The organism is Frigoribacterium sp. NBH87, assembly GCF_014217665.1.
Lineage (GTDB): Bacteria > Actinomycetota > Actinomycetes > Actinomycetales > Microbacteriaceae > Frigoribacterium > Frigoribacterium endophyticum.
On sequence record NZ_CP043650.1, the window covers coordinates 480,941 to 506,643 of the forward strand.

The 25,703-nt window shown below is 71.2% G+C and carries 25 protein-coding genes; 13 read left to right on the plus strand and 12 right to left on the minus strand.

The window, feature by feature from the left end:
* Positions 1 to 57 precede the first annotated feature (57 nt).
* Complete coding sequence (gene lnt, locus F1C15_RS02275) at positions 58 to 1,719, plus strand: apolipoprotein N-acyltransferase (protein ID WP_185232723.1); 1,662 nt, start codon at positions 58 to 60, stop codon at positions 1,717 to 1,719.
* Positions 1,720 to 1,839: 120 nt separating this feature from the next.
* Here the strand turns inward: lnt and F1C15_RS02280 are convergent, their stop codons facing one another.
* The 4 genes from F1C15_RS02280 to F1C15_RS02295 form a co-directional block, all read right to left on the minus strand.
* Positions 1,840 to 2,205, minus strand: coding sequence for an RNA polymerase-binding protein RbpA (locus tag F1C15_RS02280; protein WP_056054962.1), 366 nt, complete (start codon positions 2,203 to 2,205; stop codon positions 1,840 to 1,842).
* Positions 2,206 to 2,292: 87 nt separating this feature from the next.
* Positions 2,293 to 3,084: a glycerophosphodiester phosphodiesterase family protein gene (locus F1C15_RS02285; protein WP_255465424.1), complete on the minus strand. Its 792-nt coding sequence runs from the start codon at positions 3,082 to 3,084 to the stop codon at positions 2,293 to 2,295.
* On the minus strand, positions 3,084 to 4,250 hold the full coding sequence (locus F1C15_RS02290) for an SPFH domain-containing protein (RefSeq protein WP_185232725.1): 1,167 nt from the start codon (positions 4,248 to 4,250) through the stop codon (positions 3,084 to 3,086). The genes F1C15_RS02285 and F1C15_RS02290 overlap by 1 nt, the downstream gene beginning before the upstream one ends.
* A 12-nt stretch (positions 4,251 to 4,262) precedes the next feature.
* Positions 4,263 to 4,745, minus strand: coding sequence for an NfeD family protein (locus F1C15_RS02295; RefSeq protein ID WP_255465425.1), 483 nt, complete (start codon positions 4,743 to 4,745; stop codon positions 4,263 to 4,265).
* A 144-nt stretch (positions 4,746 to 4,889) separates the two neighbouring features.
* Between F1C15_RS02295 and F1C15_RS02300 the strand changes: the two genes are divergently transcribed.
* Positions 4,890 to 5,657 carry an SDR family oxidoreductase gene (locus tag F1C15_RS02300; RefSeq protein WP_167259235.1) on the plus strand — a complete coding sequence of 256 codons (768 nt, stop codon included), beginning with the start codon at positions 4,890 to 4,892 and terminating at the stop codon, positions 5,655 to 5,657.
* 10 nt (positions 5,658 to 5,667) lie between these two features.
* Positions 5,668 to 6,126 (plus strand): NUDIX hydrolase, encoded by a 459-nt coding sequence (locus tag F1C15_RS02305; RefSeq protein ID WP_255465426.1) that lies wholly within the window; start codon positions 5,668 to 5,670, stop codon positions 6,124 to 6,126.
* A 131-nt stretch (positions 6,127 to 6,257) separates the two neighbouring features.
* Here the strand turns inward: F1C15_RS02305 and F1C15_RS02310 are convergent, their stop codons facing one another.
* Positions 6,258 to 7,745: a cryptochrome/photolyase family protein gene (locus F1C15_RS02310; RefSeq protein ID WP_255465427.1), complete on the minus strand. Its 1,488-nt coding sequence runs from the start codon at positions 7,743 to 7,745 to the stop codon at positions 6,258 to 6,260.
* A gap of 41 nt (positions 7,746 to 7,786) precedes the next feature.
* Between F1C15_RS02310 and F1C15_RS02315 the strand changes: the two genes are divergently transcribed.
* The 4 genes from F1C15_RS02315 to F1C15_RS02330 all read left to right on the plus strand — a co-directional run bounded on the left by F1C15_RS02315 (position 7,787) and on the right by F1C15_RS02330 (position 10,702).
* Complete coding sequence (locus F1C15_RS02315) at positions 7,787 to 8,299, plus strand: hypothetical protein (protein WP_255465429.1); 513 nt, start codon at positions 7,787 to 7,789, stop codon at positions 8,297 to 8,299.
* Between the two features lie 93 nt (positions 8,300 to 8,392).
* Complete coding sequence (folE, locus tag F1C15_RS02320; protein ID WP_056054986.1) at positions 8,393 to 8,980, plus strand: GTP cyclohydrolase I; 588 nt, start codon at positions 8,393 to 8,395, stop codon at positions 8,978 to 8,980.
* On the plus strand, positions 8,973 to 9,884 hold the full coding sequence (gene folP / locus F1C15_RS02325) for a dihydropteroate synthase (RefSeq protein ID WP_255465430.1): 912 nt from the start codon (positions 8,973 to 8,975) through the stop codon (positions 9,882 to 9,884). Before folE ends, folP begins: the two co-directional genes overlap by 8 nt.
* A gap of 8 nt (positions 9,885 to 9,892) precedes the next feature.
* The gene (locus tag F1C15_RS02330) at positions 9,893 to 10,702 is read left to right on the plus strand and encodes a pyrimidine reductase family protein (RefSeq protein ID WP_255465431.1); all 810 of its coding nucleotides are present in this window, start codon (positions 9,893 to 9,895) and stop codon (positions 10,700 to 10,702) included.
* Positions 10,703 to 10,772: 70 nt separating this feature from the next.
* Here the strand turns inward: F1C15_RS02330 and dhaM are convergent, their stop codons facing one another.
* The 3 genes from dhaM to dhaK form a co-directional block, all read right to left on the minus strand.
* Entirely contained in the window at positions 10,773 to 11,459 is a 687-nt protein-coding gene (gene dhaM, locus F1C15_RS02335; RefSeq protein WP_235491179.1) for a dihydroxyacetone kinase phosphoryl donor subunit DhaM, read from the minus strand.
* The gene (dhaL, locus tag F1C15_RS02340) at positions 11,456 to 12,121 is read right to left on the minus strand and encodes a dihydroxyacetone kinase subunit DhaL (protein ID WP_185232729.1); all 666 of its coding nucleotides are present in this window, start codon (positions 12,119 to 12,121) and stop codon (positions 11,456 to 11,458) included. Before dhaL ends, dhaM begins: the two co-directional genes overlap by 4 nt.
* A gap of 70 nt (positions 12,122 to 12,191) precedes the next feature.
* Entirely contained in the window at positions 12,192 to 13,193 is a 1,002-nt protein-coding gene (gene dhaK, locus F1C15_RS02345; protein ID WP_185232731.1) for a dihydroxyacetone kinase subunit DhaK, read from the minus strand.
* Positions 13,194 to 13,451: 258 nt separating this feature from the next.
* Between dhaK and F1C15_RS02350 the strand changes: the two genes are divergently transcribed.
* On the plus strand, positions 13,452 to 14,129 hold the full coding sequence (locus F1C15_RS02350) for an MIP/aquaporin family protein (protein ID WP_056055941.1): 678 nt from the start codon (positions 13,452 to 13,454) through the stop codon (positions 14,127 to 14,129).
* Between the two features lie 101 nt (positions 14,130 to 14,230).
* On the plus strand, positions 14,231 to 15,748 hold the full coding sequence (glpK, locus tag F1C15_RS02355) for a glycerol kinase GlpK (protein ID WP_056055003.1): 1,518 nt from the start codon (positions 14,231 to 14,233) through the stop codon (positions 15,746 to 15,748).
* A gap of 153 nt (positions 15,749 to 15,901) precedes the next feature.
* On the opposite strand, the gene trpD is transcribed toward glpK, so the two are convergent.
* Positions 15,902 to 16,957 (minus strand): anthranilate phosphoribosyltransferase, encoded by a 1,056-nt coding sequence (trpD, locus tag F1C15_RS02360; protein WP_056055009.1) that lies wholly within the window; start codon positions 16,955 to 16,957, stop codon positions 15,902 to 15,904.
* Between the two features lie 105 nt (positions 16,958 to 17,062).
* Here trpD and F1C15_RS02365 point away from each other — a divergent pair, with 105 nt between their 5' ends.
* Genes F1C15_RS02365 through F1C15_RS02380 form a run of 4 tightly spaced genes read left to right on the plus strand, consistent with a single transcriptional unit; the run spans position 17,063 to position 21,347 of the window.
* Positions 17,063 to 17,707, plus strand: coding sequence for a heme-copper oxidase subunit III (locus F1C15_RS02365; RefSeq protein ID WP_082514370.1), 645 nt, complete (start codon positions 17,063 to 17,065; stop codon positions 17,705 to 17,707).
* Between the two features lie 21 nt (positions 17,708 to 17,728).
* Positions 17,729 to 18,544, plus strand: coding sequence for a c-type cytochrome (locus F1C15_RS02370; RefSeq protein ID WP_167259243.1), 816 nt, complete (start codon positions 17,729 to 17,731; stop codon positions 18,542 to 18,544).
* A gap of 35 nt (positions 18,545 to 18,579) precedes the next feature.
* Positions 18,580 to 19,647 (plus strand): ubiquinol-cytochrome c reductase iron-sulfur subunit, encoded by a 1,068-nt coding sequence (locus F1C15_RS02375; protein WP_185232735.1) that lies wholly within the window; start codon positions 18,580 to 18,582, stop codon positions 19,645 to 19,647.
* Entirely contained in the window at positions 19,644 to 21,347 is a 1,704-nt protein-coding gene (locus F1C15_RS02380; protein WP_370543613.1) for a cytochrome bc complex cytochrome b subunit, read from the plus strand. The genes F1C15_RS02375 and F1C15_RS02380 overlap by 4 nt, the downstream gene beginning before the upstream one ends.
* Before the next feature lie 1,241 nt (positions 21,348 to 22,588).
* On the opposite strand, the gene F1C15_RS02385 is transcribed toward F1C15_RS02380, so the two are convergent.
* From F1C15_RS02385 to coxB, 3 genes are read right to left on the minus strand one after another with little or no spacing between them, the layout of a single operon-like run.
* Positions 22,589 to 23,005 carry a cytochrome c oxidase subunit 4 gene (locus F1C15_RS02385; RefSeq protein ID WP_056055023.1) on the minus strand — a complete coding sequence of 139 codons (417 nt, stop codon included), beginning with the start codon at positions 23,003 to 23,005 and terminating at the stop codon, positions 22,589 to 22,591.
* A gap of 7 nt (positions 23,006 to 23,012) precedes the next feature.
* On the minus strand, positions 23,013 to 24,755 hold the full coding sequence (gene ctaD, locus F1C15_RS02390) for a cytochrome c oxidase subunit I (RefSeq protein WP_185232737.1): 1,743 nt from the start codon (positions 24,753 to 24,755) through the stop codon (positions 23,013 to 23,015).
* Positions 24,756 to 24,767: 12 nt separating this feature from the next.
* The gene (gene coxB, locus F1C15_RS02395) at positions 24,768 to 25,655 is read right to left on the minus strand and encodes a cytochrome c oxidase subunit II (protein WP_255465432.1); all 888 of its coding nucleotides are present in this window, start codon (positions 25,653 to 25,655) and stop codon (positions 24,768 to 24,770) included.
* Positions 25,656 to 25,703: the final 48 nt, after the last annotated feature.

The window sequence follows — 25,703 nt, forward strand, 5'->3', positions numbered from 1 at the left end:
GGGCCGGGCGCCCGGGCCGACCCGCGCCTCCCAGCGACGGCCACCTAGAATCGCACGGTGCCCACCCGAGTGACCGCCCTCCGTCTGCCGCTCTGGCTCGCCCTCGTGGTCGCGGCCGGGTCGGGCGTCGTGCTCGACGCCGGGTTCCCCGACGGCGACGTGTGGCCCCTCACGTTCGTCGGCATCGGCCTGGTGCTCCTCAGCCTCCGCGGCCGACGGGCCGGGTCGGCCTTCCTGGTCGGGCTCGTCGCCGGGCTCTCGTTCTACCTCGTCCACATCTCGTGGACGAGCCTGTACCTCGGAGCCCTGCCGTGGGCGGCCCTGTCGACGCTCGAGGCCCTGTTCTTCGCCGGGGGAGCGGTGCTCGTCACGCTCGCGTACCGCTGGGTGCCCCGCATCTGGCCCGGGGCCGTCGGCACGACCGTGCTCCTCCCGGTGGTCGTCGCCGGCCTCTGGACCCTGCGCGAGTTCGTCGCCGGCAACTGGCCCTACGGCGGGTTCGCCTGGGGCCGTGTGGCCCTCAGCCAGTCGCAGAGCCCCTTCGGCCCGCTCGTCGCGTGGGTCGGCATCTCCGGCCTCTCGTTCCTCATGGTGGCGCTCGTGGCGGCGGTCCTCGAGCTGGCGCTCCGGGCCGACGTGCGGGCGTCGACGCGGGTCCTCGCCGGCGCGGTCGCCGTCACGGCCGTCCTCGCCGTCCCCGCGTGGCCGACGACGTCGTCGGGCACGGCCACGATCGCCGGCGTCCAGGGCAACGGGCCCGCGGGCTACTTCGACGAGCGCGAGCCCGGCGACCTGCTCAACTCGCAGGTGCTCGCCATGTCGGGGCTGCCCGCTGGCTCCGACCTCGACCTCATCGTGTGGCCCGAGGGCGGCAGCGACCGCGACCCCACCCGCGACGCCTACGGCCGCTACGTCTTCGACGCCGTCAGCGACGGGTACGACGCCCCGCTCCTCTCCGGCGTCATCACCCAGTCCGACGACGGCGAGGAGGCCTGGAACTCGTCGATCCTCTGGGAGGACGGCGCGGTCGCCGGCCAGTACGACAAGAAGCACCCCGTCCCCTTCGGCGAGTACGTGCCCGACCGCTCCTTCTGGCGGCCCTTCGCCCCCGACCTGATCGACCTCATCGCTCGCGACTACACGCCGGGCACCCGCCCGGAGGCGATGCCGATCGGCGACTTCGTCGCCGGCATCTCGATCTGCTTCGACATCGTCGACGACCAGCTCATCACGAACATGATGCGCGACGGCGCCCAGGTGATCGTCGCCCAGACCAACAACGCCGACTTCGGCGACACCGACGAGAACGCCCAGCAGCTGGCCATCACGCGACTGCGGGCCCTCGAGACGGCCCGGCCCGTGGTCAGCGTCTCCACGGTGGCCTCCAGCCGGGTCATCGACGCCGACGGGCAGATCGTGGCCGGCGTCACCGACTTCACCGCCGGCACCATGGTCCACACCGTCGACCTGGGCACCGGCACGACGCCCGCCGTCGTGGCCAGCCGCGCCGTCGAGCTGTTCGTCTCGTTCCTCGGGCTGGCGGCCCTCGTGCTCGCCCGGGTCATGATCGGTGGTCGCCGGTCGCGCCGACGCCGCGCCCTCGAGACCGCGGCCTGGCCCGAGCTGGCCGACCCGCGCCTCCGCCCGGGCCGTCGGCCGCGCTCGCTCGACGAGGAGCTGGACGACCCGAGCCAGTTCGACCTCCCTGCCCGGCGCTGACCATCCCGGCACCGACCGCCCCCGGGCACGACGACGCCCGGCCACCGTACGGTGACCGGGCGTCGTGGGGGAGCGGCGTCAGGCGCCGATCGTCGGGCGCCGAACTTCAGGCCCCGATCTTCACGCGCCGATCTTCTCCTGGCCACGCCGGGCCCGGAGGAAGGTCAGACGCTCCTGCAGCAGCTCCTCGAGCTCGTCGCGTGAGCGGCGCTCGAGCAGCATGTCCCAGTGGGTACGGGGCACCTTGACGACGCCCTCCTCGATCTCGACGGGCTTGCCGTCGGCCGACAGCAGCCGGCCTTCCTGCCCGCTCTTCGGCGACTGCCAGATCTCGGGCACCTCTGCCTCAGCAGAGAACACCATGTCGAACGTCTGGCCGTCCTCCGTCTGGTAGACGGCTTTCTTCCGGGGGGAGAACTCGACTCCCTCTTCGCTCTGGAGGCTCTGACTACCGAGTCTCATCCCGCGCAAACTGCGATCTGCCATGCGTGTGGTCTCCTCTCGCGGTGCGATCTCCCGTTCTAACGTCAGAGCGTGCCGTGATGTTTCAGGTGAGAGACATTCACAGTCTGTTCACAGAGGATCGGCAGCACCCCGGCCGACCTCGACGAGGGCGAGGTCGGCACGATCGGTGACGATGCCGTGCACGCCGAGGGCGAGCAGCCGGCGCATCACGGCGGGGTCGTTGACCGTCCAGACGTGCGTCTCGACGCCCACGGCCGCCAGGTCGGCGACGCGGGCCGCCGTCACGACGCGCAGCCGCCCCCAGCTCTCCGGCACCTGCACGGCGCCGCAGCCGCGCAGGACGCGCCGGAGCAGGGCGTGCCGCACGGCCGTGACCGGGACGAGGGAGGCGGCCATCACGCCCACGACGCCGGGGGAGGACGCCGAGGTGGCCACGCCGGGCAGCGCGTCCACCACGCGACGGCGGATCCGCTGGTCGAACGACGTGAGCAGCACCCGGCTCTGCGCACCCACTCGACGGATCGCGCGCACGGTCGGGTCGACCGCCTCCGCCACCTTGACGTCGATGTTGAAGCGGGTCTCCGGGAACGCGTCGAGGGCCTGCTCGAGCGTCGGCACCTCCTGGTCGTCGGGCAGGCGCACCAGGCTCAGCTCGGCGAGGGTGAGGTCCCGGACGCGCACGGGCCGGCCGGCGACGCGACGGAGGTCGTCGTCGTGACAGACCACGGCCACGTCGTCGCGGGTGGCGTGCACGTCGGTCTCGACGTAGTCGGCACCCGCCGCCACGGCCCGGGCGAACGCGAGCATGGTGTTCTCCGGCGCGTCGACCGCGAGGCCCCGGTGCGCGAGCACCCGGGGCCCGGTGGGGCCGAACCAGCCGGAGGCGCCGCCCGCCTCCACTACGGAGCGGCCGGGGCCGCCGGCGGCGTGGTGCCCTCGTCGGGCGTCACCGCGTCAGGCGCGGCCGTGCCGGTGGCCGAGCCCGAGCCGGTGCCCGTGCCCGTGCCCGTCGCGCCGGTCTCCGACCGGCTCGTGCTGCCCGGCGTGGTCGCGGTCGGGAACCCGAGGTCGGGCTCCGCCTCGAGGTCGACGGTCGTGGCGAGGTCGGGGGTGGTCGACATCTCCGAGACCTTCGTGGTCGGCTTCGGCGTCCAGCCGGGGGCGTCCGGGTTCTTCGGGGCGAAGAAGCCCTGGCCGATGCCCGACAGCGCCTCGGTCAGCTCGCTCGGGATGATCCAGAGCTTGTTGGCCGACCCCTCAGCCAGCTTCGGCAGGGTCTGCAGGTACTGGTAGGCGAGCAGCTTGGGGTCGGGGTCGCCCTGGTGGATGGCGTTGAAGACGGTGTCGATGGCCTCCGCCTCGCCCTGGGCGCGGAGCACCTGGGCCTTCGCCTCGCCCTCGGCGCGGAGGATGGCCGACTGGCGCATGCCCTCGGCCTCGAGGATCTGCGACTGCTTGGTGCCCTCGGCGGTGAGGATCGCGGCCCGGCGGCTCCGCTCGGCGCGCATCTGCTGCTCCATGGAGTCCTGGATCGAGGCGGGCGGGTCGATGGCCTTGAGCTCGACGCGGCCGACGCGGATGCCCCACTTGCCGGTCGCCTCGTCGAGGACGATGCGCAGCTGGCCGTTGATGTTGTCGCGGCTCGTCAGGGCCTCCTCGAGGTTCAGGCCGCCGACCACGTTGCGGAGCGTGGTCGTCGTGAGCTGCTCGACCGCCCCGAGGTAGTTCGCGATCTCGTAGGTCGCGGCCCGGGCGTCGGTGACCTGGAAGTAGACGACCGTGTCGATCGACACGACGAGGTTGTCCTCCGTGATGACCGGCTGCGGCGGGAAGGAGACGACCTGCTCGCGCATGTCGATGAGGGGACGGACCCGGTCGATGAAGGGCACGAGGAGGTTCAGCCCGGGGAGGAGGGTCTTGTGGTACTTGCCGAGCCTCTCCACCACGCCGGCGCTGGCCTGCGGGATGATGCGGACCGCGCGGAAGAGCACGACCAGGACGAGGACGACGACGATCGCGACGACCACGATCGTCGCGATGGTGCCGGCGCTGACGGAGGAGTCCATGCAGGGTCCCTTCTAGGCGGGGACGACCAGGGCGGTCGACCCCTCGATGGCGGTGACGACGACGGTGCTGCCGGTGTCGAGGACGGCCGGGGGCACGGCCCCGGCGGGCGCCTTCGCCGACCCGGTGGGCAGGAGGCGCGCCGTCCAGGTGTCGCCGTTGGTGAGCTTGACCTGCCCGGCGTCGGAGCCGAGCGCGACGACGACGGTGCCGCGCAGGCCGAGGAGGGCCTCGACGTTGCTCGGCGTCGGGTCGCCGCCCCGGCCGAGGGCGCGGAGCAGGGGAGGCCGGACGGTGAAGAGGAGGAGCACCGCGAGCACGGCGGCCACGACGACCTGCAGCCACCACGGTGCGCCGAAGAGGTCGGCGAGCAGGCCGCCCACGCTGCCGATCGCGAGCATGAGGAAGGTCAGCTCGAGGGTGGTGACCTCGACCACGACGAAGAGCAGGACCAGGGCGATCCAGATGATCCACGCGTACTGGGTGACGACGTCCACGTCGGCCTCCTTCGTTCCCTCGACGCTAGCGCACGTCGCCGACATCCGTCGGGCGGTACGCTCGGACGGGTCGTCCGACGACCCCGAGCCGCCACCCGGCGCCGCGACCGAGCCGGTGCCGCCCCACAGACTGGAGCCCCCGCCGTGTCCAACCCCCTCGCCGCAGGATCCCTCACCGGCACCCGCGCCCTGGTCACCGGCTCGTCCCGGGGCATCGGGGCCGACACGGTGCGCTACTTCGCCGAAGCCGGCGCGTCGGTCGTCGTGAACTACCGCAACAAGGAGAAGCGCGCCCAGCAGCTCGTCGAGAAGATCGAGGCCGCGGGCGGCACCGCCTTCGCGGTGGGCGCCGACCTCACCGACCCGGAGAGCGTCGACGCGATGTTCGCGACGGTCTCCGAGCGCCTCGGCGGCCTCGACGTCCTCGTGATGAACGCCTCCGGCGGCATGGAGAGCGGCATGGCCGAGGACTACGCGCTGAAGCTCAACCGCGACGCCCAGGTCGCCCTCCTCACCGCGGCGCTGCCCCTGCTGCAGCCGGGCTCGCGGGTCGTCTTCGTGACGAGCCACCAGGCGCACTTCATCCGCACCACCGAGACGATGCCCGAGTACCTCCCCGTGGCCCTCAGCAAGCGTGCGGGGGAGGACGCGCTGCTCGAGATGGTGCCGCAGCTCGAGGCCGCCGGCGTCGAGTTCGTCGTGGTCTCCGGCGACATGATCGAGGGCACCATCACGGCGACGCTGCTCGAGCGCTCGAACCCCGGGGCCATCTCGTCGCGCAAGGAGAGCGCCGGCAAGCTCTACAACGTCGCCGAGTTCGCCGCCGAGGTCGCCTCGGCCGCGGTCGACCCGGTGCCCGCCGACCGCACGCGCCTCGTCGGCGACACCTCCGACTTCGTCCCCGTCGCGTAGGCGGCGCCTCGTGACCGAGCGGATCGTCCGGCCGACGTCGCGCCTCCTCGTCCTCGACGAGCACGATCGACTGCTGCTCATGATGACGAAGGCGCCCGACACGAGCGGCGCGGCCCGCTGGATCACGCCGGGAGGCGGCGTGGACCCGGGGGAGTCGCACGAGGAGGCGGCGGTCCGGGAGCTGCACGAGGAGACCGGCCAGGTGGTCGCCGAGGTCGGCCCCGTGGTCAGGGTCGACGACTTCGATGTGCCCTGGGACGCCGCCGACCACACGCACGGGCACGCCGAGTTCTTCGTCGTGAGACTGCCTCATTTCGAGGTCGTCGACGACGACTGGACCGACGACGAACGGGTCGACATCCTGGAGTCGCGCTGGTTCAGCCTCGACGAGCTGGAGTCGACGACCGACCCCGTCGAGCCCGTCGACCTCGCCGCCACGGTGGCCGAGGCGCTGCGCGCAGGTCGCTGAGCGGCGTCCTGCACAAAGCGGGCTCTGACGGCGTCGACCCCACCCCTTCTGGCCGCTCTCGGTGTGACCGATAATGCACATTATGTCAGCTTGAACGTGAACGAGGAGCGCTCAGGCCCTCCCCGGGACCCTCACGGCATCTCGCGTGCCGCCTCCTGAGCGACCACGGCCTCGAGGTCGTCGAGCCCGCGCATCTGCCGCAGCGGGTTCCGCATGCGGGCGTTGTCGCGGAGCGCCGGCTCGGCCCGGTGCAGGAACGCCCAGTAGCCCGCGGTGAACGGGCACGCGTCATCGCCGACCCGCACGGTCGGCGAGAACCGGCACGAGCCGCAGTGGTCGCTCATCTTGTCGATGTAGCGACCGCCGGCCGCGTAGGGCTTGGTCGCGACGACTCCGCCGTCGGCGTGCTGCGACATCCCGACGATGTTCGCGGGCATCACCCAGTCGGTGCCGTCGACGAAGACGTCGGTGAACCACTCGGTCAGCTGGTCGGGCCGGTAGCCGCGCTGCAGCGACCAGTTGCCGAGGATCATCAGGCGCTGGATGTGGTGCGTCCAGCCGTGCCGCGAGACGACCTCGAGCGCGTCCGACAGGCAGGCCGCCTCGACCCCCGACGAGTCGAGACCGCGCCACCACACGGGCAGCTCCACCCGGGCGCCCAGGGCGTCGTTGTCGTCGACGTACAACTCCCCCAGGTGCCAGTAGAGGTGCCACACCCAGTCGCGCCAGCCGACCACCTGTCGGACGAAGCCCTCGACGCTGGTGAGCGGCGCGCCTCCCTCGAAGGCCCGCAGCACCCGCTCGACCACGTGGCGCGGGTCGAGCACGCCGAGGTTCATCGGCACGCTCAGCAGCGAGTGCGCCATCGTCCAGTCGCCCGACAGCATGGCGTCCTCGAAGGGGCCGAAGTCGCCGAGCCGCGTCTCGACGAAGTCCTCGAGCGCCGCCTCCGCCTCCTCGGCCGTGACGGCGAACCGGCGACGGTCGTCCTCCCCCACGAACGTCACGAGGCCGGCGTCGCGCCAGGCGTCGAGCTGCTCGCGTACCTCGGCGTCGATCTCGTCCTCGACGGGCCAGACGGGGTCGGGCAGGCCCAGGCCGGCCGCGCCGCGGGGAGGCGCGTGGCGGTTCTCGTCGTCGTAGCTGAACCGGCCACCGACCGGGGCGGGCCCCTCCATCAGGAAGCCCTCGCGCCTCCGGACGGCCTCGTAGAAGTCCTCCATGAGGAGGCGGCCGGGGCGGGCGGCGACCCAGTCGGCGAAGTCGGCCTCGCTGGTGACGAAGCCGCGGCTCGGCAGGACGACGACCGCCGGGGAGGCGGCGCGCACGACCGCGCGGAGGTGGCGGCTGGGCGGGTCCACCACCTCGAGGTCGCCGCGCCCGGCGAGGGCGTCGGCGAGGCGGTCGACCCGGACGTGCTCCGCGCGGTCGCCGAGCTCGGCGACCCGGTGACGGAGCGCCGAGAGCCAGAGGTGCGCCTTGGCCCGGTGCAGCGGGCGGCGGGAGAACTCGTCGAGGGCCTCGACGACGAGCACCTCTCCCCCGTCGTCGAAGGCGGGCCCCCACTGGCCGGGCAGCAGCAGCCGTCGTCGGGCGGGGCGGTCCGGGGTCGTCGTCACCCCGCGGACGCTACCCGCCGCCCCGGTGGTTGGGTCGGGTCATGGACGACGAGACCGCCCCCGTGACCCCCGGCTCCCCCGACGCGACGACCCGCGACTCCCCCGCGCCCGTGCCCGACGACGGACCGGACGACGCGCACGTCCGCCCGGCCAGCGTCGACGACGCCACCGTCGAGGCCCTCGGCAAGCTGTCGGAGGCCCTCGAGGCCGTGGAGCACGCCCGGGGCCTGCTCTACGGCTTCCACCGGCTGACCGGCACCGCCGACCTGGCGCTCGGCGAGGCCGTGGACCTCCTCCGCGAGGCGGGGCACCACGAGCACGCCGACCGGCTGGAGCGCGACGTGGTGGGCCGCAACGTCGTCGAGGGCCGCTGGACCTTCCAGCTCGTCGAGGACTACGACGCCGGCTACTGGAGCGCCCTCCGGGCGGGCGAGGCGGCCGTCCGCGAGGACCTCGTCGGCGGGCGCCGTCACCTCTTCGAGTCCGAGATGAAGGAGGCGCGGCGCAGCCACGGCCGACGCCACCACGAGTCGCGCCCGGGCTCCGACGGCTGACCGCCCCGCCGGTCGACCGCCCCCGGCCGCCCCGTCGGTCGAGGCCGGGGACGCCCGGCTGACGTCCGGCCGGGGGCCTGCGACACTGGCTGCATGAGCCACTCCCCCGTCGACCGGCCCCGCATCGAGGCCGCCGTGCTCGAGATCCTCGCGGCCGTGGGCGACGACCCGGGGCGCCCGGGCCTCCACGACACGCCCCGGCGCGTCGCGGAGGCGTACGCGGAGTTCTTCTCGGGGACGGGGACGGACGCGACCGAGCTCGTCCGCGCCTCCTCGGTGCCGGCCGAGCCGGGCCAGCTCGGCGAGGTGGTCGTCGTGCGCGACGTGCAGTTCCGCTCGGTCTGTGAGCACCACCTGCTGCCGTTCCTCGGCGTGGCCCACGTCGCGTACGTCCCCGGCGCCTCGATCGTCGGCCTCGGCAGCGTGCCCCGCGTCGTCGACGCCCTCGCCTCGCGGCCGCAGCTGCAGGAGAAGCTGGGCGAGGAGATCGCCGACGCCTTCGACGAGGGGCTCTCCCCCACGGGCGTGCTCGTCGTGCTCGAGGCTGTCCACGGCTGCGTGACGACGCGGGGGCCGCGCCAGACGCAGAGCTCGACCGTGACGCTGGCGAGCCGCGGCAGCCTCGGCGACGCGGCCGCCCGCACCGAGGCGATGGCGCTGATCGGGGCGCCCCGTGGCTGACCCGGCACCGCTGCCGGCCGGGCTGGGCACCGTGCCGCTGCGGGTGCCCGTGCGCCGCATCGGCCGTCGCACGTTCGACTTCTCGCGTCAGGTCGCGGTGATGGCGATCGTCAACCGGACGCCCGACTCGTTCTTCGACCAGGGGCGCACCTTCGCCCTCGACAGCGCGGTCGCGGCCGCCGTGGCCGCCGCGGGGCAGGGCGCCGACTGGGTCGACGTCGGGGGCGTGCCCTTCAAGCCGGGGCCCGAGCTCTCGGCGGCCGACGAGCTCGACCGCGTCCTGCCGGTGGTGGAGGCGCTGGTCGCCGAGTCGGACGTGGTCGTGTCGGTCGACACCTTCCGCCCCGAGGTCGCGGCCGCGGCGATCCGCGCCGGTGCGTCGGTCGTCAACGACACGACCGCCCTGCACGACCCGCGTCTCGCCGACGTCGTCGCCGACAGCGAGGCGACCCTCGTGGTGACCCACAGCCTCGCCCCGCCGCGCACCGCGTGGCCGCACCCCCGCTACGACGACGTCGCGCGCGAGGTCGTCGACCTCCTGTCCCGGCGCGTCGACCTCGCACTGGCCCGGGGGGTGCCCGAGGAGAGGATCGTCGTCGACCCCGGCCACGACCTCAACAAGGCCACCGTGCACACCCTCGAGCTGACCCGGCGCCTCGGCGAGGTCGCGGCCCTCGGCTTCCCCGTGCTGGCCGCCGTCTCGAACAAGGACTTCATCGGCGAGATGCTCGACCGCGAGAAGCCCGACCGCCTGGCCGGCACGCTGGCGGCGGCGACCGCGTGCGTGCTGCTCGGCGCGCGCGTCGTGCGGATGCACGACGTGCCCTCGGCGGTGGACGCCGTCCGCATGCTTGAGGGCATCCTGGGGTGGCGGGCCCCGCTGCTCGCCCGACACGACGTCTAGGAGCCCCCGTGCCCGACCAGCCCGCCCCCGACCCGGTCGCCGACCCGGCCGCCCTCCGCCGCCTGCTGCCGCCCGACCCGACCGGCGTCGACCTCGACGACGACCAGCTGCTGGCGATGATCGACCCCGGCGACCGCGCCGAGCCGCGCCTCCGCGTGAACTTCGTCTCGACGCTCGACGGCTCGTCCACGGCGGACGGCCTCTCGGGCAGCCTCGGCGGGCCGGCCGACAAGAGGGTCTTCGACCTGCTGCGCCGCGTCTCGGACGTCGTGGTGGTCGGGGCGGGCACGGTGCGCGACGAGGGCTACGGCCCGATGCGCCTCGACGACGCCTCCGTCGCGTGGCGCCGCGGGCGCGGGCTGCCCGACCACCCCGTCTTCGCGCTGGTCTCCGCGACGCTCCGGCTCGACCCCGGCAGCCCCGTCCTCCGCGACGCGCCGGTGCGCCCGGTCGTGCTCACCACCGACCAGGCGGACCCGGAGGCGCGGAGGGCCCTCGAGGGCGTCGCCGACGTCGTCGCGTGCGGCCGCGACCGCGTCGACCCGCGCCTCCTGCGCGAGGCCCTGGTCGCCCGGGGCCTCCGGCAGCTGCACTGCGAGGGCGGGCCGACCCTCTTCGGCGACCTCGTCGCCGCGGACGAGGTCGACGAGCTCTTCCTCACGCACTCGCCGACCCTGGAGGGCGGCGTCGGCCCCCGCATCGCCCGCTCGACGACCGGGGTCGCCGGCGACCTCCGCGAGCTCGAGCTGGCGCACGTGCTCGTCGCGGGCGACCTCCTGCTCACCCGCCACGTGCGACGGCGGGCGCCCCGGGCCTGAGCCCGGGACGCCCGCTGTCGGCGTCGTCGTCGGCGCCACCGTCGTGGTGGCGTGGCGACGTCGGGTCGGGTCAGCCCTCGCCGAAGCCGCCCTCGACCAGGGCCACGAGGTCGTCGACGGCCTGGGCCGCGTCGGGGCCGGTGGCCATGATCGCCACCGTCGAGCCCTTGCCGAGACCGAGGCCCATGATGCGCAGGAGGCTCTTCGCGTCGACGCCGTTCACCGTGACGTCGGCCTGGAAGCGCGACGCGTGCGTGACGAGGTCGGCGGCCGGCCGGGCGTGCAGCCCCGACTCGTTGACGAGGACGACCGAGCGCTCGACCGCGTCGCCGCCGCGGAGCTCGCGTTCGTCCCGGTGCGGGTCGGCGACCCCGGAGGCGGTGCGGGCGGCCGCGGCGACCTCCTGCAGCGTGCCGCCGGTCTCCGCCGAGACGGCCGCGGCGACGGTGCCTTCGACGACGGGCGCGTCGGCCAGCACGACCCGCGCGGCCTCCTCGTCGTCGAGGAAGTCGACGGCGGTCTCGGTGGTGAGGATCGCCGAGCCCAGGTCGCAGAGCACCACGACGCCCTGGCCCGTGTCGGCGGCCGAGAGCGCCGCGGAGATCTTGTCGAAGCTCGTGCCGAGGCCGCCCTCGTCGGTGCCGCCCGCGGCCACGAGGGTCGTGGTCGGCGCCATCTGGCGAGCGAGCTCGACGGTGCCCTCGGCGATCGCCGCGCTGTGCGAGACGACGACGATGCCCACGCCGGCCACGGTCACGCCTCCCCGGTGGTCGCGGCGGCGGCGGGGGTCGCGGCGGCCTCGGCGGCCGCGGCGAGGATGAGCGACGACGACTGCGCCCCCGGGTCGCGGTGCCCCACCGCCCGCTCGCCGAGGTAGCTGGCCCGGCCCTTGCGGGCGACGAGAGGCTCGGTCGACGCTGCGCCCTCCGCGGCGGCGTCGGCGGCGGCACGCAGCACGGCGGCCGGCTCGGCCCCGTCGCCCGCCGCGAGGCCGGCGGCCTCGACGGCCGGCGTCCACGCGTCGATCATCGTCTTGTCGCCCACCTCGGCCTTGCCGCGCAGCACGACGCCGTCCCGTGCCGCCGTGAGGAAGGCCACGACCGCCGCGGAGTCGAGCTCGGTCGCGTCGCCGAGGGCCGCGGCCCCCTTGAGGTACGCCGTACCGAGCAGCGGGCCGGAGGCTCCCCCGACGGTGGAGATGAGGGTCGTGGCGACCATCTTCAGCAGCTGGCCGGGCGTTGCGCCCTCGGGCTGCTGGCCGAGCTTGGCCCGCACGGCCGAGAAGCCGCGCTCCAGGTTCTCGCCGTGGTCGCCGTCGCCGATCTCGCGGTCCAGCTCGACCAGCGCGGCGCGCTGCTCGCGCACCACGTCGGCCGTCCGTTCGATGAAGGCGCGGGTCCAGGTCGCGTCAAGTGTCATGCGTCTCCTCCTCGTGGGGGTGCGGTGCGGGGGTCGGCGGTGCGGGGGGCGGCGGGGCGGAGCAGCGGGCTCACCGGCCCCACCGGAGGGCGGCCGTCTCGACCGGAGCGTCCCAGAGCTCGGTGAGCTCGTCGTCGAGACGGGTCACGGTGATCGACATGCCCTGCATCTCGAGCGAGGTGACGTAGTCGCCGACGAGCGTGCGGGCGACCTCGACGCCGCGCTCGGCGAGCAGCTCGGCCGCCCGGCGGAAGGCGACGTAGAGCTCGACGAGCGGGGTGCCGCCCATGCCGTTGACGAACAGCAGGACGCGGTCGCCGGAGGCGGTGCCCAGGTCGTCGAGGACGGCGCCGAGCAGGCGGTCGACGATGCGGTCGACGGGCTCGAGCGGCACGCGCTCGCGACCGGGCTCGCCGTGGATGCCGATGCCGATCTCGACCTCGTCGTCGGCGAGGGTGAAGCTGGGCTCCCCCGCGTGCGGCACCACGCCGGCGGTGAGCGCGACGCCCATCGTGCGGGTGGCGGCGTTCGTCCGGCGGGCGATCTCGGCGACCTGCTCGAGGCTGTGGCCGCGCTCGGCGGCCGCGCCGGCGGTCTTCTCGACGACGACCGTTCCGGCGACGCCGCGACGGCCGGCCGTGTAGGTGGAGTCCTTGACCGCGACGTCGTCGTCGACGACGACCGTCTCCACGGTGACGCCCTCTGCCCCGGCGAGGTCGGCTGCCGTCTCGAAGTTCAGGACGTCGCCGGTGTAGTTCTTCACGATGTAGAGGACGCCGGCTCCCCCGTCGACGGCCTGCGTGGCCGCGACGACCGGGTCGGGCGTGGGCGACGTGAAGACGGGTCCGGGCACCGCGGCGCTCAGCATGCCCGGGCCGACGAAGCCGGCGTGCAGCGGCTCGTGGCCGCTCCCTCCCCCGCTGACGATCGCGACCTTGCCGCTGACCGGGCCGGAGGCGCGGGTCACGAAGGTCGGGTCGTGAGACACCCGCAGGAGCCCCGGGTGGGCGAGGCCCATGCCGGCCACCGCCTCCTCGACGACGTCCTTCGGATCGTTGATGAGCTTCTTCATCGAAGTTCCTCCCTGGAACGGGCGGCGGTGCGCAGGCTCGCACCGTCCTGGTCAGAAGCTACCCCCCGAGCCGTGCGCACCTGCTCCGTGCACATATGTGCATCTCGGGTGATTCGGCTACCTTCCTGAGGGTTGCCCGGGTCTATGGTGAGGCCACACGCTCACCGCGGTGGTGCACAGTCGCACCCCGCCCGACGACTAAGGAAGGTCGACGTGGACCTGGGACTTATTTTTCTCTCTGAAGTGGTGGGCACGGCCATGCTCATCCTGCTCGGTGGCGGCGTCGTCGCCAACGTGGCCCTCACGAAGTCGAAGGGCTTCAACGGCGGGACGCTGATGGTCAACTTCGGCTGGGGGCTCGCGGTCTTCGCCGCCGTCACGGTGTCGTACTCCTCCGGCGCGGCCCTCAACCCGGCCGTCAGCCTCGCGCAGCTGATCCTCGGCAACATCGACTTCGTCGCGTTCCTCGTGTACCTGGCCGCCCAGATGATCGGAGCCGTCATCGGTGCCGTCCTCGTGTGGCTCGTGTACAAGAACCACTTCGACGAGGAGCCCGACCCCGCGGCCAAGCTCGGCGTCTTCTCCACCGGCCCTGCCATCCGCAACTACGGCTGGAACCTCGTCACCGAGATCATCGCGACGTTCGCCTTCGTGTTCGTGGTCATCGGCTTCACCAACGGCGGCACCCCGGCCGAGCTGGGCGCCATCCCCGTCGCCTTCCTCGTGATCGCGATCGGCGCCTCCCTCGGCGGCCCGACCGGCTACGCCATCAACCCGGCCCGTGACCTCGGCCCGCGCATCGCCCACGCCTTCCTGCCCATCAAGGGCAAGGGCTCGAGCGACTGGTCGTACGCCTGGGTCCCCGTGGTCGGCCCCCTGGTCGGCGGCGCCCTCGCCGCCGTGGTCTCGGGCGCGCTGCTGCCCCTGGCCGCCTGACCCCCACACCGACTCACCGCTGACCGCGGCACGGCCGTGCCCACCCGAGGCGCACCCGCCGTGCCGTGGTCGACACCATCAACGACGAAGGAGAACCACCCGTGAGCGACGACTACATCCTGGCGATCGACCAGGGCACCACCAGCACCCGCGCCATCATCTTCGACCACTCCGGGTCGATCGTGGCGACCGGCCAGAAGGAGCACGAGCAGATCTTCCCGCGCGCCGGGTGGGTCGAGCACGACCCCGCCGAGATCTGGGAGAACGTCCGCGAGGTCATCGGCCAGGCCCTGTCGCGCGCCGACATCACGCGCCACAACATCAAGGCCGTGGGCATCACCAACCAGCGTGAGACCGCCGTCGTGTGGGACAAGACCACCGGCAAGGCCGTCTACAACGCCATCGTCTGGCAGGACACCCGCACCCAGTCGATCGTCGACCGCCTCGCGGCGGACGGCGGCGTCGAGCGGTTCAAGCCGATCGTCGGCCTGCCGCTCGCGACCTACTTCTCGGGCACCAAGGTCGTCTGGATCCTCGAGAACGTCGAGGGCGCCCGCGAGAAGGCCGAGGCCGGCGACCTGCTCTTCGGCACGACCGACACCTGGGTCCTCTGGAACCTGACCGGCGGCACCGACGGAGGCGTGCACGTCACCGACGTCACCAACGCCTCGCGCACCCTGTTCATGGACCTCGAGACGCTCGAGTGGCGCGACGACATCCTCGAGGCCTTCGACGTCCCCCGCTCGATGCTCCCCGAGATCAAGAGCTCGTCCGAGGTCTACGGCACCGTCGAGGCCTCCAGCCTCCTCCGCGAGGTCCCGATCGCCGGCATCCTGGGCGACCAGCAGGCCGCGACCTTCGGCCAGGCGGCGTTCGACCAGGGCGAGTCGAAGAACACCTACGGCACGGGCAACTTCCTCATCTTCAACACGGGCGAGGAGATCGTCCACTCGAAGAACGGGCTGCTCACGACGCTGGGCTACAAGCTCGGCGACGCGGCTCCGCACTACGCGCTCGAAGGTTCCATCGCTGTCACCGGCTCGCTGATCCAGTGGCTGCGCGACAACCTCGGCATCATCGGCTCGGCCCCCGAGGTCGAGGAGCTCGCCAAGACGGTCGACGACAACGGCGGCGTCTACTTCGTGCCCGCGTTCTCGGGCCTGTTCGCCCCGTACTGGCGCTCGGACGCCCGTGGTGCCCTCGTCGGCCTCACGCGCTACGTCAACAAGGGCCACATCGCCCGTGCTGCGCTCGAGGCGACCGCCTTCCAGACCCGCGAGGTGCTCGACGCGGTCAACGCCGACTCGGGCGTCGACCTCACGGAGCTCAAGGTCGACGGCGGCATGACCGGCAACGACGCCCTGATGCAGTTCCAGGCCGACATCCTGAACGTGCCCGTGGTGCGTCCGGTCGTCGCCGAGACCACCGCCCTCGGCGCCGCGTACGCCGCGGGCCTCGCGGTCGGCTTCTGGGAGACGCTCGACGACCTGCGCTCGAACTGGCAGGAGGACAAGCGCTGGACTCCTGCCATCGAGTCCGACGAGCGCGACCGCACGCTCCGCCTCTGGAAGAAGGCCGTCACGAAGACCTTCGACTGGGTCGACGAGGACGTCAACTGACGTCGGTGCTGACGACACGGTGCTGACGACACGGCGCTGACGCGTCGACGGCAGGGAGAAGGGCCCGTTCCTCGGAACGGGCCCTTCTTCCGTACTCGGGGGCGTCGACCCCGGCGCTCGGCGGGTCGAGACGGTCCGGTCAGGACCCGGGGGTCAGGACCGTCGGGTCGCTGCGACCCACTCGTCGAGCTTGGCGGCGGCGGCGCCGCCGTCGATCGCCGCGCGGGCCACGGCCAGCTGCTCACGGAAGCGGGCGACGATCGGACGGTCGCGTTCCGACTGGTCGGCCGCCAGCCGGTAGCTGACGAGGCCGGCCGCGGCGTTGAGCAGGACGATGTCGCGGACGGGCCCGGTCTCCCCCGCGAGGACGCGTCGGGCGATCGCCGCGTTGTGCTCGGCGTCCCCCCCGACGAGGTCCGCGATGCGGGCCCGCGGGATGCCGAGGTCGAGGGGGTCGAGGTCGTGCTCGGTGACCGATCCGGTCGAGACCTCCCAGATGTGGCTGTGGCCGGTCGTGGTCAGCTCGTCCAGGCCGTCGTCGCCGCGGAACACGAGAGCGGTCGCGCCTCGGGTCTGGAACACGCCGACGATCAGGGGCACCTTGTCGAGCTGGGCCACCCCCACGGCGCTGGCCTCGGGCCGGGCGGGGTTGACGAGCGGGCCGAGGAAGTTGAAGACGGTCGGCACGCCGATCTCGCGCCGGACCGCCGCCGCGTTCCCGAAGCCGGGGTGGAAGGCCGCCGCGAAGGCGAAGGTGAGCCCGGCGTCGGCGAGCACCTCCGCGACGCGCTCCGCGCCCAGCGTGAGGTCGATGCCGAGCGCCGCCAGCACGTCCGACGACCCCGACGACGAGCTGGCGGCGCGGTTGCCGTGCTTGATGACGGGCACGCCCGTCGCGGCGACGACGATCGACGCCATCGTCGAGACGTTGACCGTCCCGAAGCGGTCGCCGCCGGTGCCCACGATGTCGACGGCCATGGACGGCACGGGCAGCGGCACGGCGTGCGCGAGGACGGCGTCACGGAACCCGACGATCTCGTCGACGGTCTCGCCCTTGGCCCGCAGGGCCACCAGGAAGGCCGCCAGCTGAGCCGGCGTCGCCTCCCCCGTCATGACCTGCTCCATGGCCCACGTGGCCTCGGTGATCGAGAGGTCACGACGCGCCAGGAGGGCGTCGATGAGGGCAGGCCAGGCGAGCTCGTGGGTCATGTGCCCAGGCTAGCGTCGGGCCGGAGCACGCCAAGTAGCTCGTCGTCAACAGAAATTCCCGGCGCGGAGTTTCCTGCGCAAACCCAGGGCGACTTACCAGGCATAATGGACGGCGTGACAAGTACCTCTCTCTCCAGGCCTTCCAGCGCGCCGGTCGTCAACCGCCCGAGCACGGTCGCCGTGGGCACCATCGTGTGGCTCGGCAGCGAGGTCATGTTCTTCGCCGGGCTGTTCGCGATCTACTTCACGCTGCGCAGCACGTCCCCCGGTCTCTGGGCCGCCGAGACGGCCAAGCTCGACGTCCCGTTCGCGCTCACGAACACCATCACCCTGGTGCTCTCGTCGGTCACGTGCCAGTTCGGCGTCTTCGCCGCCGAGCGCATGCAGGCCCGCCGCACCGGTCGCCTCTTCCAGGTCGGCAGCTGGGGCATGGTCGAGTGGTTCTTCCTGACGTACTCCATGGGCGCGGTCTTCATCTGCCTCCAGGTCTTCGAGTACGCCCACCTCATCTCCGAGCACGTGACGCTCAGCTCGAGCGCCTACGGCTCCGCGTTCTACATGACGACCGGGTTCCACGGCGCCCACGTCATCGGCGGGCTGATCGCCTTCCTCCTGACCATCGGTCGCGCGTTCGCGGCCAAGAACTTCGGTCACAAGGAGGCCACGACCGCCATCGTGGTCTCGTACTACTGGCACTTCGTCGACGTGGTGTGGATCGGCCTCTTCATGGTCGTCTACGTCCTCAAATAGGCATCGGAAAGTTCGCACAGCATGTTCACCAGAAGCTCCTCCTCGCGACGCACCGCCAAGACCGGCCGCCGCAGCCCCGTCGCCACGGCGTCGCTCCTCCTCGTGGGCCTGCTCACGACCGGCGGCGCCTACGCGCTCTTCTCCTCCACCGCCACCGCTGAGGAGTCCGCCCCCGCAGCGGCCTCGCAGCAGAGCGTCGACGAGGGGCAGAAGCTCTTCGCGTCCAACTGCGCCACCTGCCACGGCCTGTCGGCCGACGGCACCGGCGACGGCCCCAGCCTGATCGGCGTGGGCGCTGCCTCCGTCGACTTCCAGGTCGGCACGGGTCGCATGCCGATGGCGGCCAACGGCCCGCAGGCCGAGGAGAAGCCCGTCCAGTTCACCGACGAGCAGGTCTCCGACCTCGCGGCCTACGTCGCGTCGCTGGCCCCCGGCCCCGCCATCCCCGACGAGGAGTACCTCGCCGCGGACGGCGACACCACCAACGGCGCCGAGCTCTTCCGCATCAACTGCGCCATGTGCCACAACGTCGCCGGCGCCGGCGGTGCCCTGACGGAGGGCAAGTACGCGCCCTCGCTCAAGGGCGTCAGCGAGGCCCACATCTACGAGGCCATGCTCACCGGCCCGCAGAACATGCCGGTCTTCAACGACCTCAACCTCTCCCCGCAGGACAAGGCTGACGTCATCACGTACCTCAAGTACCTGGAGAAGAACCCGTCGCCCGGCGGGTTCGAGCTCGGCAGCCTCGGCCCGGTGGCCGAGGGCCTCTTCATCTGGATCTTCGGCCTCGGAGCGATCGTCGCCGTGACCATCTGGCTCACGGCCCGCTCCAACTAGCGGCCCTCCTCGTACTTCACTGAAAGGCAGCACCCATGGCACAGCACGACGACGAGGCCCCGGAGACGGGCTCGGCTGTCGAGAAGCACGAGCCCCGACGGGTCTCGGCCGGCACGGCCGTCCTGACGACGGACGTCTTCGAGAACCCGGGCGAGCCGCCGCACCGCGACCGCGTCACCGACATCGACCCGCGGGCCGAGAAGCGTGCGGAGCGCCAGGTCAGCACCTGGTTCTTCCTCTCGATCGTCGGCAGCATCGCGGCCATCGGCGCCTACGTGGCCTTCCCGATCACGTCCGGCGACTCGGGGTCCGTCCGGCTCAACAACCTCTTCCTCGGCCTCGGCATCGCTCTCGGGCTCCTGTCCGTCGGCATCGGTGCCGTCCACTGGTCCAAGACCCTCATGCCCGCCCGTGAGATCACGGAGATGCGTCACAGCACCCGCGGCACGGACGAGACGCGCGGGAAGGCCGTCGAGGTCTTCGCCCTGGGCAACCAGGAGTCCGGCTTCGGGCGCCGTGCGCTGATCCGCAACAGCCTCATCGGCGCGCTCGTCGCCACCCCGCTCCCCGCGGTCGTGCTCTTCCGCGACCTCGCTCCCGCCGAGGACCCGAACGAGGTCCTCCGTCACACGTTGTGGGAAGAGGGCATGCACCTCACCCGCGACCCGTCCGGTGCTCGCATCAAGGCCTCGGACGTCACCCTGGGCTCGGTCTTCCACGTGATCCCCGAGAGCCTGAACGAATCCGAGCACCTGCTCGAGGAGAAAGCCAAGGCTGCGATCCTCCTCATGCGTCTCAAGCCCGAGGACCTCAACATCCCCGAGGGACGCGAGGACTGGCAGTACGACGGCATCGTCGCCTACTCCAAGATCTGCACGCACGTGGGGTGCCCCGTGGCCCTCTACGAGCAGCAGACACACCACCTGCTCTGCCCCTGCCACCAGTCGACGTTCGACGTGACCAACAACTGCGAAGTGATCTTCGGGCCGGCCAAGCGCCCGCTGCCGCAGCTGCCGATCGCCGTGGACGCTGACGGGTACCTCGTCGCGCAGAGCGACTTCCACGAACCTGTGGGCCCGAGCTTCTGGGAGCGCGCCAAGTGACCACCACCACCCCTGCACCGGGTACCGACACGACGACCCCGTCGTCGCACGGCACCACAGTCTCCGCGCCGGCCTTCGCGCCGACCCGGACGAACAAGATCTTCGGCGCCACGGCGAACTACATCGACGAGCGCACGAGCATGTCGGGCCTCGTCCGCGAGGTCGGTCGCAAGATCTTCCCCGACCACTGGTCGTTCATGCTGGGCGAGGTGGCTCTCTACTCGTTCGTGGTGATCCTCCTGTCGGGCACATTCCTGACGTTCTTCTTCCAGCCCTCCATGGCTGAGGTCAACTACAACGGCTCCTACGTGCCGCTGAAGGGCCTCAACATGTCGGCCGCCATGGCGTCGACGCTCGACATCTCGTTCGACATCCGCGGTGGTCTGCTGTTCCGCCAGATCCACCACTGGGCGGCCCTGCTCTTCGTGGCGTCGATCATGCTGCACATGCTGCGCGTGTACTTCACGGGCGCGTTCCGCAAGCCGCGAGAGATCAACTGGGTCGTCGGCTTCACCCTCTGGGTGCTGGCCATGGCCGAGGGCTTCACCGGCTACTCCCTGCCCGACGACCTCCTCTCCGGCAACGGGGCGCGGATCATCGACGGCATGGTCAAGGGCATCCCGGTCATCGGCGTCTGGATCTCGTACCTCCTCTTCGGCGGCGAGTTCCCGGGCACCGACATGGTGGGTCGCTTCTACTCGCTGCACATCATGCTGCTGCCCGCCCTCCTGATCGCCCTGCTCGGCGTCCACCTGCTGCTGCTCATCATCAACAAGCACACGCAGTTCGCGGGCCCCGGCAAGACGAACGAGAACGTCGTCGGCGTCCCGGTCATGCCGGTCTTCGCGGCGAAGGCCGGTGGGTTCTTCTTCATCGTCTTCGGTGTCCTCGTCCTCATCGCGTCGCTCTTCACGATCAACCCGATCTGGAACTACGGCCCGTACGACCCCTCCCCCGTCTCCGCCGGCACCCAGCCGGACTGGTACATCGGCTTCGCGGACGGCGCCCTGCGCCTCGTGCCGCCGGGCTGGGAGTTCGTGGCGTTCGGCTACACCGTCTCGATGAACATCCTGGCTCCCATCGCCGTCCTGGTCGTCTTCATCCTGGCCGTGCTGCTGTACCCGTTCCTCGAGGCCTGGGTCACCGGCGACAAGCGCGAGCACCACATCCTGGACCGCCCGCGCAACGCCCCGACCCGCACGGCCATCGGTGCCGCCGGCATCGTGGTCTACGCAAGCCTCTGGGCGGCCGCCAGCTCCGACCTGATGGCGACGCACTTCCACCTCAGCCTCAACTACGTCATCCACACGGTGCAGGCCTGCCTCATCCTCGGCCCGTTCATTTCGTTCATGATCACGAAGAGGATCTGCCTCGCCCTCCAGAAGAAGGACCGCGAGATCGCCCTCCACGGCTACGAGTCGGGCCGCATCGTCCGCCTCCCCGGCGGCGAGTACGTCGAGGTCCACGAGCAGCTCGACGAGTACGAGCGCTGGAAGCTGCTCAACTTCAACGAGTACGAGCCCCTCATGGTCCGTCCGAACGCCAACGGGCAGATCACGCCCGTGCAGCGTCTCCGCGCCTCGGTGTCGTCGTTCTTCTTCGAGGACCGCATCGCCCCGGTGAAGCGCTCGGAGATCGAGTCCTCGCACCACGAGGCCGTCCCCTCCGGTGACGAGCGCCGGTCGATCGACCAGCACTGATCCCTGCACCACCGAGAAGGGCTCGACTGCTCCGGCAGTCGGGCCCTTCGTCGTTCATGGTCCACCGGGCAGTGATGCCGACGCCGTGACGCCTGCAACGCCACGGGTCTGCTGCAGCCGGCGACGGGCGCCCCGTGGCCCGTGACACGCGGCTCGGGCCTGCTCGAGCCTGCTCGGGCCTGCTCGGGCCTGCTCGGGCCTGCTGAAGCCCGCTCGGGCGGAGGCCGGACGGCAGAGCGGCCAGATGACCGTTTCCTCCCCTCGTCACCGCGGCGGGTCTGTGTCCCTCGCGGCGGGTCGACGCTGACGAGCCCGAGATGACAAGCCCGTCCACCCGTGTTCCACAGGTGACCCTCCACTGATGGGGCAGTGAATGGGCACCGGCTGACGGGCTCGAGTGTCGAGGCACGCAGGCACTCACCCGAGTGCTCCGGCCCTCTCTTCCTCGACGTTCACGAGCGGGAGAGCATGGACGGCGCCTCTCGATCCGACACGAGACGGGCCCGGCGCGGTCCCCTCCACTCGGCGCAGGTTGAGCGCGCGGCGGGCACGGACAGCCCCTGCTCCCCCAGTCACCGGACCGGACACTGCTGACCGCGGGAGTCCCGTGTTGCCTCTGGACCCCTCGGCGGGTCCGTGTCCCTCACAGTGGGTCGACGCTGACGCGCCCGCGATGACGGGAACCCGCCCCACCCGCGATGCAGCGACGTCAGTGCATCGCCTGAGCATCGGCTCAGCGGCTCACGTGGTCCTGCACCGCGGGCCCTCCGGCGTTCATGACCAGGAGAGCAGCGACGACGCCCACGGACCCGGGCCGTCCTGTGTTGCTCCCCGGTTCCTTCGGCGGGTCCACGTCCCTCCCTGCGGGTCAACGGTGACGCGCCCGCGATGACGGGAACTCTCCTCACCCCTGCAACAACGGCACCCCTGGACCGCTCAGCCCTCGCACGCCCACAAGCACACCCATGGAGGGACCCGAGGAGCGGGTCGGGCTCGAAGTGTCGACAGGCAACGGGCCCGCACACGGCGTCCGCGGTCATCCTGAGCGGCCACGGTGACCGTGCGTCCTCCACCAGTGCACCGACAGGGCTCAGGCGGTAGGCGAGACCGTTCCACCCCATGGTCAGGGGTCAGAGCCTGTCGCAGGCCCCCGCTGCCGACCCTGAGAGCGTCTGGGCACACGACGCCGACGGCGCCCACCCGGAGAGGGTGAGCGCCGTCGTCGTGGTCGTGCTGAGGGACTAGTGGGCGAAGTTGCCGCGGTAGTACTCGTAGACCCAACCGACCAGCGACACGGCGATCAGCGCACCGCCGATGTAGATGATCCACATGCCGACCGCCAAGGCCAGGAAGACCAGGCCGCACGAGAAGGCCAGCAGGATGGGCCACCACGACCACGGGCTGAAGTGCCCGAGCTCGGGGTCGCCGTCGTCGATGTTGGCGTCGAGACGGTCCTCGGGCAGCTCACCGCCCTGGGCGGCGTGCGAGCGACCCATGTAGAAGGCGAGGAACACACCCAGGGCGCCGGCGAGGCCGATGCCCATGGTGCCGGCCCACTCGACGCGGTTGACGTCGATGATGTTCCACACCGTGTACACGGCGCAGAGGGCGAAGAAGAAGATCGCGAGGATCCAGAACAGCGTGGCGTTGGTCTTCATCGGGGTCCTACTTCACCTTGTCGCTGGAAGCGTCGTACGTCGGGGCATCCGGGGCGTCCTTCGCCGGGCCGATGCCGACGGGGAGGCCGGCCTCGGGGTGGTTCAGGTCGAACGCCGGCGACTCCGACCGGATGCGCGGGATCGACGTGAAGTTGTGGCGGGGCGGCGGGCAGGACGTGGCCCACTCGAGGGAGCGGGAGTAGCCCCAGGGGTCGTTCACCTCGACCTTGGGCGCCCGACGAGCCGTGATGTACACGTTGTACAGGAACGGCAGGATCGAGATGCCGAGCAGCATCGAGCCGATCGTCGAGAGCTGGTTCATCCAAGTGAAGTGGTCCTCGGGCTGGTACGTCGCGTAGCGACGGGGCATGCCCATGACGCCGAGCCAGTGCTGGATGAGGAACGTGGTGTGGAAGCCGACGAACAGCATCCAGAAGTGGATCTTGCCGAGACGCTCGTTGAGCATCTTGCCCGTCCACTTCGGCCACCAGAAGTAGAAGCCGGAGAACATCGCGAAGACGACGGTGCCGAACACCACGTAGTGGAAGTGCGCCACGACGAAGTACGTGTCCGAGACGTGGAAGTCGAGCGGGGGCGAGGCGAGGATGACGCCCGTCAGCCCACCGAAGGTGAACGTGATGAGGAAGCCGATCGCCCAGAGCATCGGGGTCTCGAAGGTGACGGAACCGCGCCACATCGTCCCGATCCAGTTGAAGATTTTCACGCCCGTGGGGACGGCGATGAGCATCGTCATCAGCGAGAAGAACGGCAGCAGCACCGAACCGGTCACGTACATGTGGTGAGCCCACACGGTGACGGACAGGGCCGCGATCGAGATCGTCGCGTAGACGAGGGTCTTGTAGCCGAAGATCGGCTTGCGGCTGAAGACCGGCAGGACCTCGCTGATGATGCCGAAGAACGGCAGGGCGATGATGTAGACCTCGGGGTGGCCGAAGAACCAGAAGAGGTGCTGCCAGAGGATGGCGCCGCCGTTGGCCGGGTTGAAGACCTGGGCGTCGAACACCCGGTCGAAGCCGAGGCCGAACAGGGCCGCCGCCAGGACGGGGAAGGCCATGATCACGAGGATCGAGGTGATCAGCGTGTTCCAGGTGAAGATCGGCATGCGCCACATCGTCATGCCGGGCGCACGCATGGTCACGATGGTCGTGATGAAGTTGACCGAGCCGAGGATCGTGCTGAAGCCCGTCATGCCGAGGCCGAAGACCCACAGGTTGCCGCCGAGCCCTGGTGAGAACGTGGTGTCGGACAGCGGTGCGTACGCGAACCACCCGAACGAGGCCGCGCCCTGCGGGGTGAGGAAGCCGGCCACCGCGATGAGCGAGCCGAAGAGGTAGAGCCAGAAGGCGAAGCCGTTGAGCCGCGGGAAGGCGACGTCGGGGGCACCGATCTGCAGCGGCATGAGCACGTTGGCGAAGCCGGAGAACAGGGGCGTCGCGAACATCAGCAGCATGATCGTGCCGTGCATGGTGAAGAGCTGGTTGTACTGCTCCTTCGTCGCGACGACCTCGAGGCCCGGCGCGAACAGCTGCGCACGGATGATCAGCGCCATCACGCCGCCGAGGCAGAAGAAGAGGAACGACGCGATCAGGTACATGTACCCGATCGTCTTGTGGTCGGTCGACGTGAGCCAGCTCACGACGACGTTGCCCTTGCGGCCGACCTTGGAGGCCCCGAAGTCCTGACCTGAGGACGTCCCACCGGTGGTGGGACGCGTGGCGGTGGCTGTCATCGAACCGTGCCCTTACTTCTCGTCGGAGCCGGCGGCGACGGGCGCCTCGTTGTTCGGCTCGTTGGTGTTGGTGTTGTACTGGTCGCCCAGCAGGCCGGTGTTGCCCTGCTGCGCGAGGGTCGCGAGGTAGTCGTCGTACTCGGACTGCGACACGACCTTGACGTTGAAGAGCATCAGCGAGTGGTACTCACCGCAGAGCTCGGCGCACTTGCCGGTGAAGGTGCCTTCCTTCTCCGGCGTGAAGTACATGTAGTTCGTCTTGCCGGGGATCGTGTCCTTCTTGTAGAGGAAGTCGACGACCCAGAAGGAGTGGGCCACGTCGCGCGAGTTGAGGTCGATCTCGACCGACTTGCCGACGGGGAGGTACAGGACGGGCAGCTGGCTCTCGTCGATGTTGCCGTCGCCGAGCTCCTGGGCCTGGATGCCCTGGTAGTAGACGCTGTCGTCGTCGTTCTGCTGGTCGATGTAGTTGAAGTCCCACGCCCAGCGCTTGGCGTAGACGTCGATCTTCACGTCGGGGCTGGCGGTCGGCGCCTCGATGGCGGCCTGGTCGCGGGCCGTGAAGGCGAAGAAGCCGAGCACGAGGATCAGGGGCACGACCGTGTAGAAGATCTCGATCGGCATGTTGTAGCGCAGCTGGACCGGGAGGCCGGTCTGGCCCTTCCGACGGCGGTAGGCGATGCACGCCCAGATGACGAGGCCCCAGACGATGAGGCCGACGATGAGCAGCACGATCCACGACGTGACCCAGAGGCCGATGATGCTGTCGACGTGGTTGGTGGTGCCCGCGGTGGTGGGCAGCCACCCCTGGAGCTGGTCGGTCGTGCAGCCTGCCAAGACCAGGGCCATGACGGCGGCCACGGGGATGGCGGCCCAACGAAGACGGCGGTTAGAACGCACTGTTACCTCTCGGATGACACGACAGCAAGGGGGATCTCCCAGTCTAGG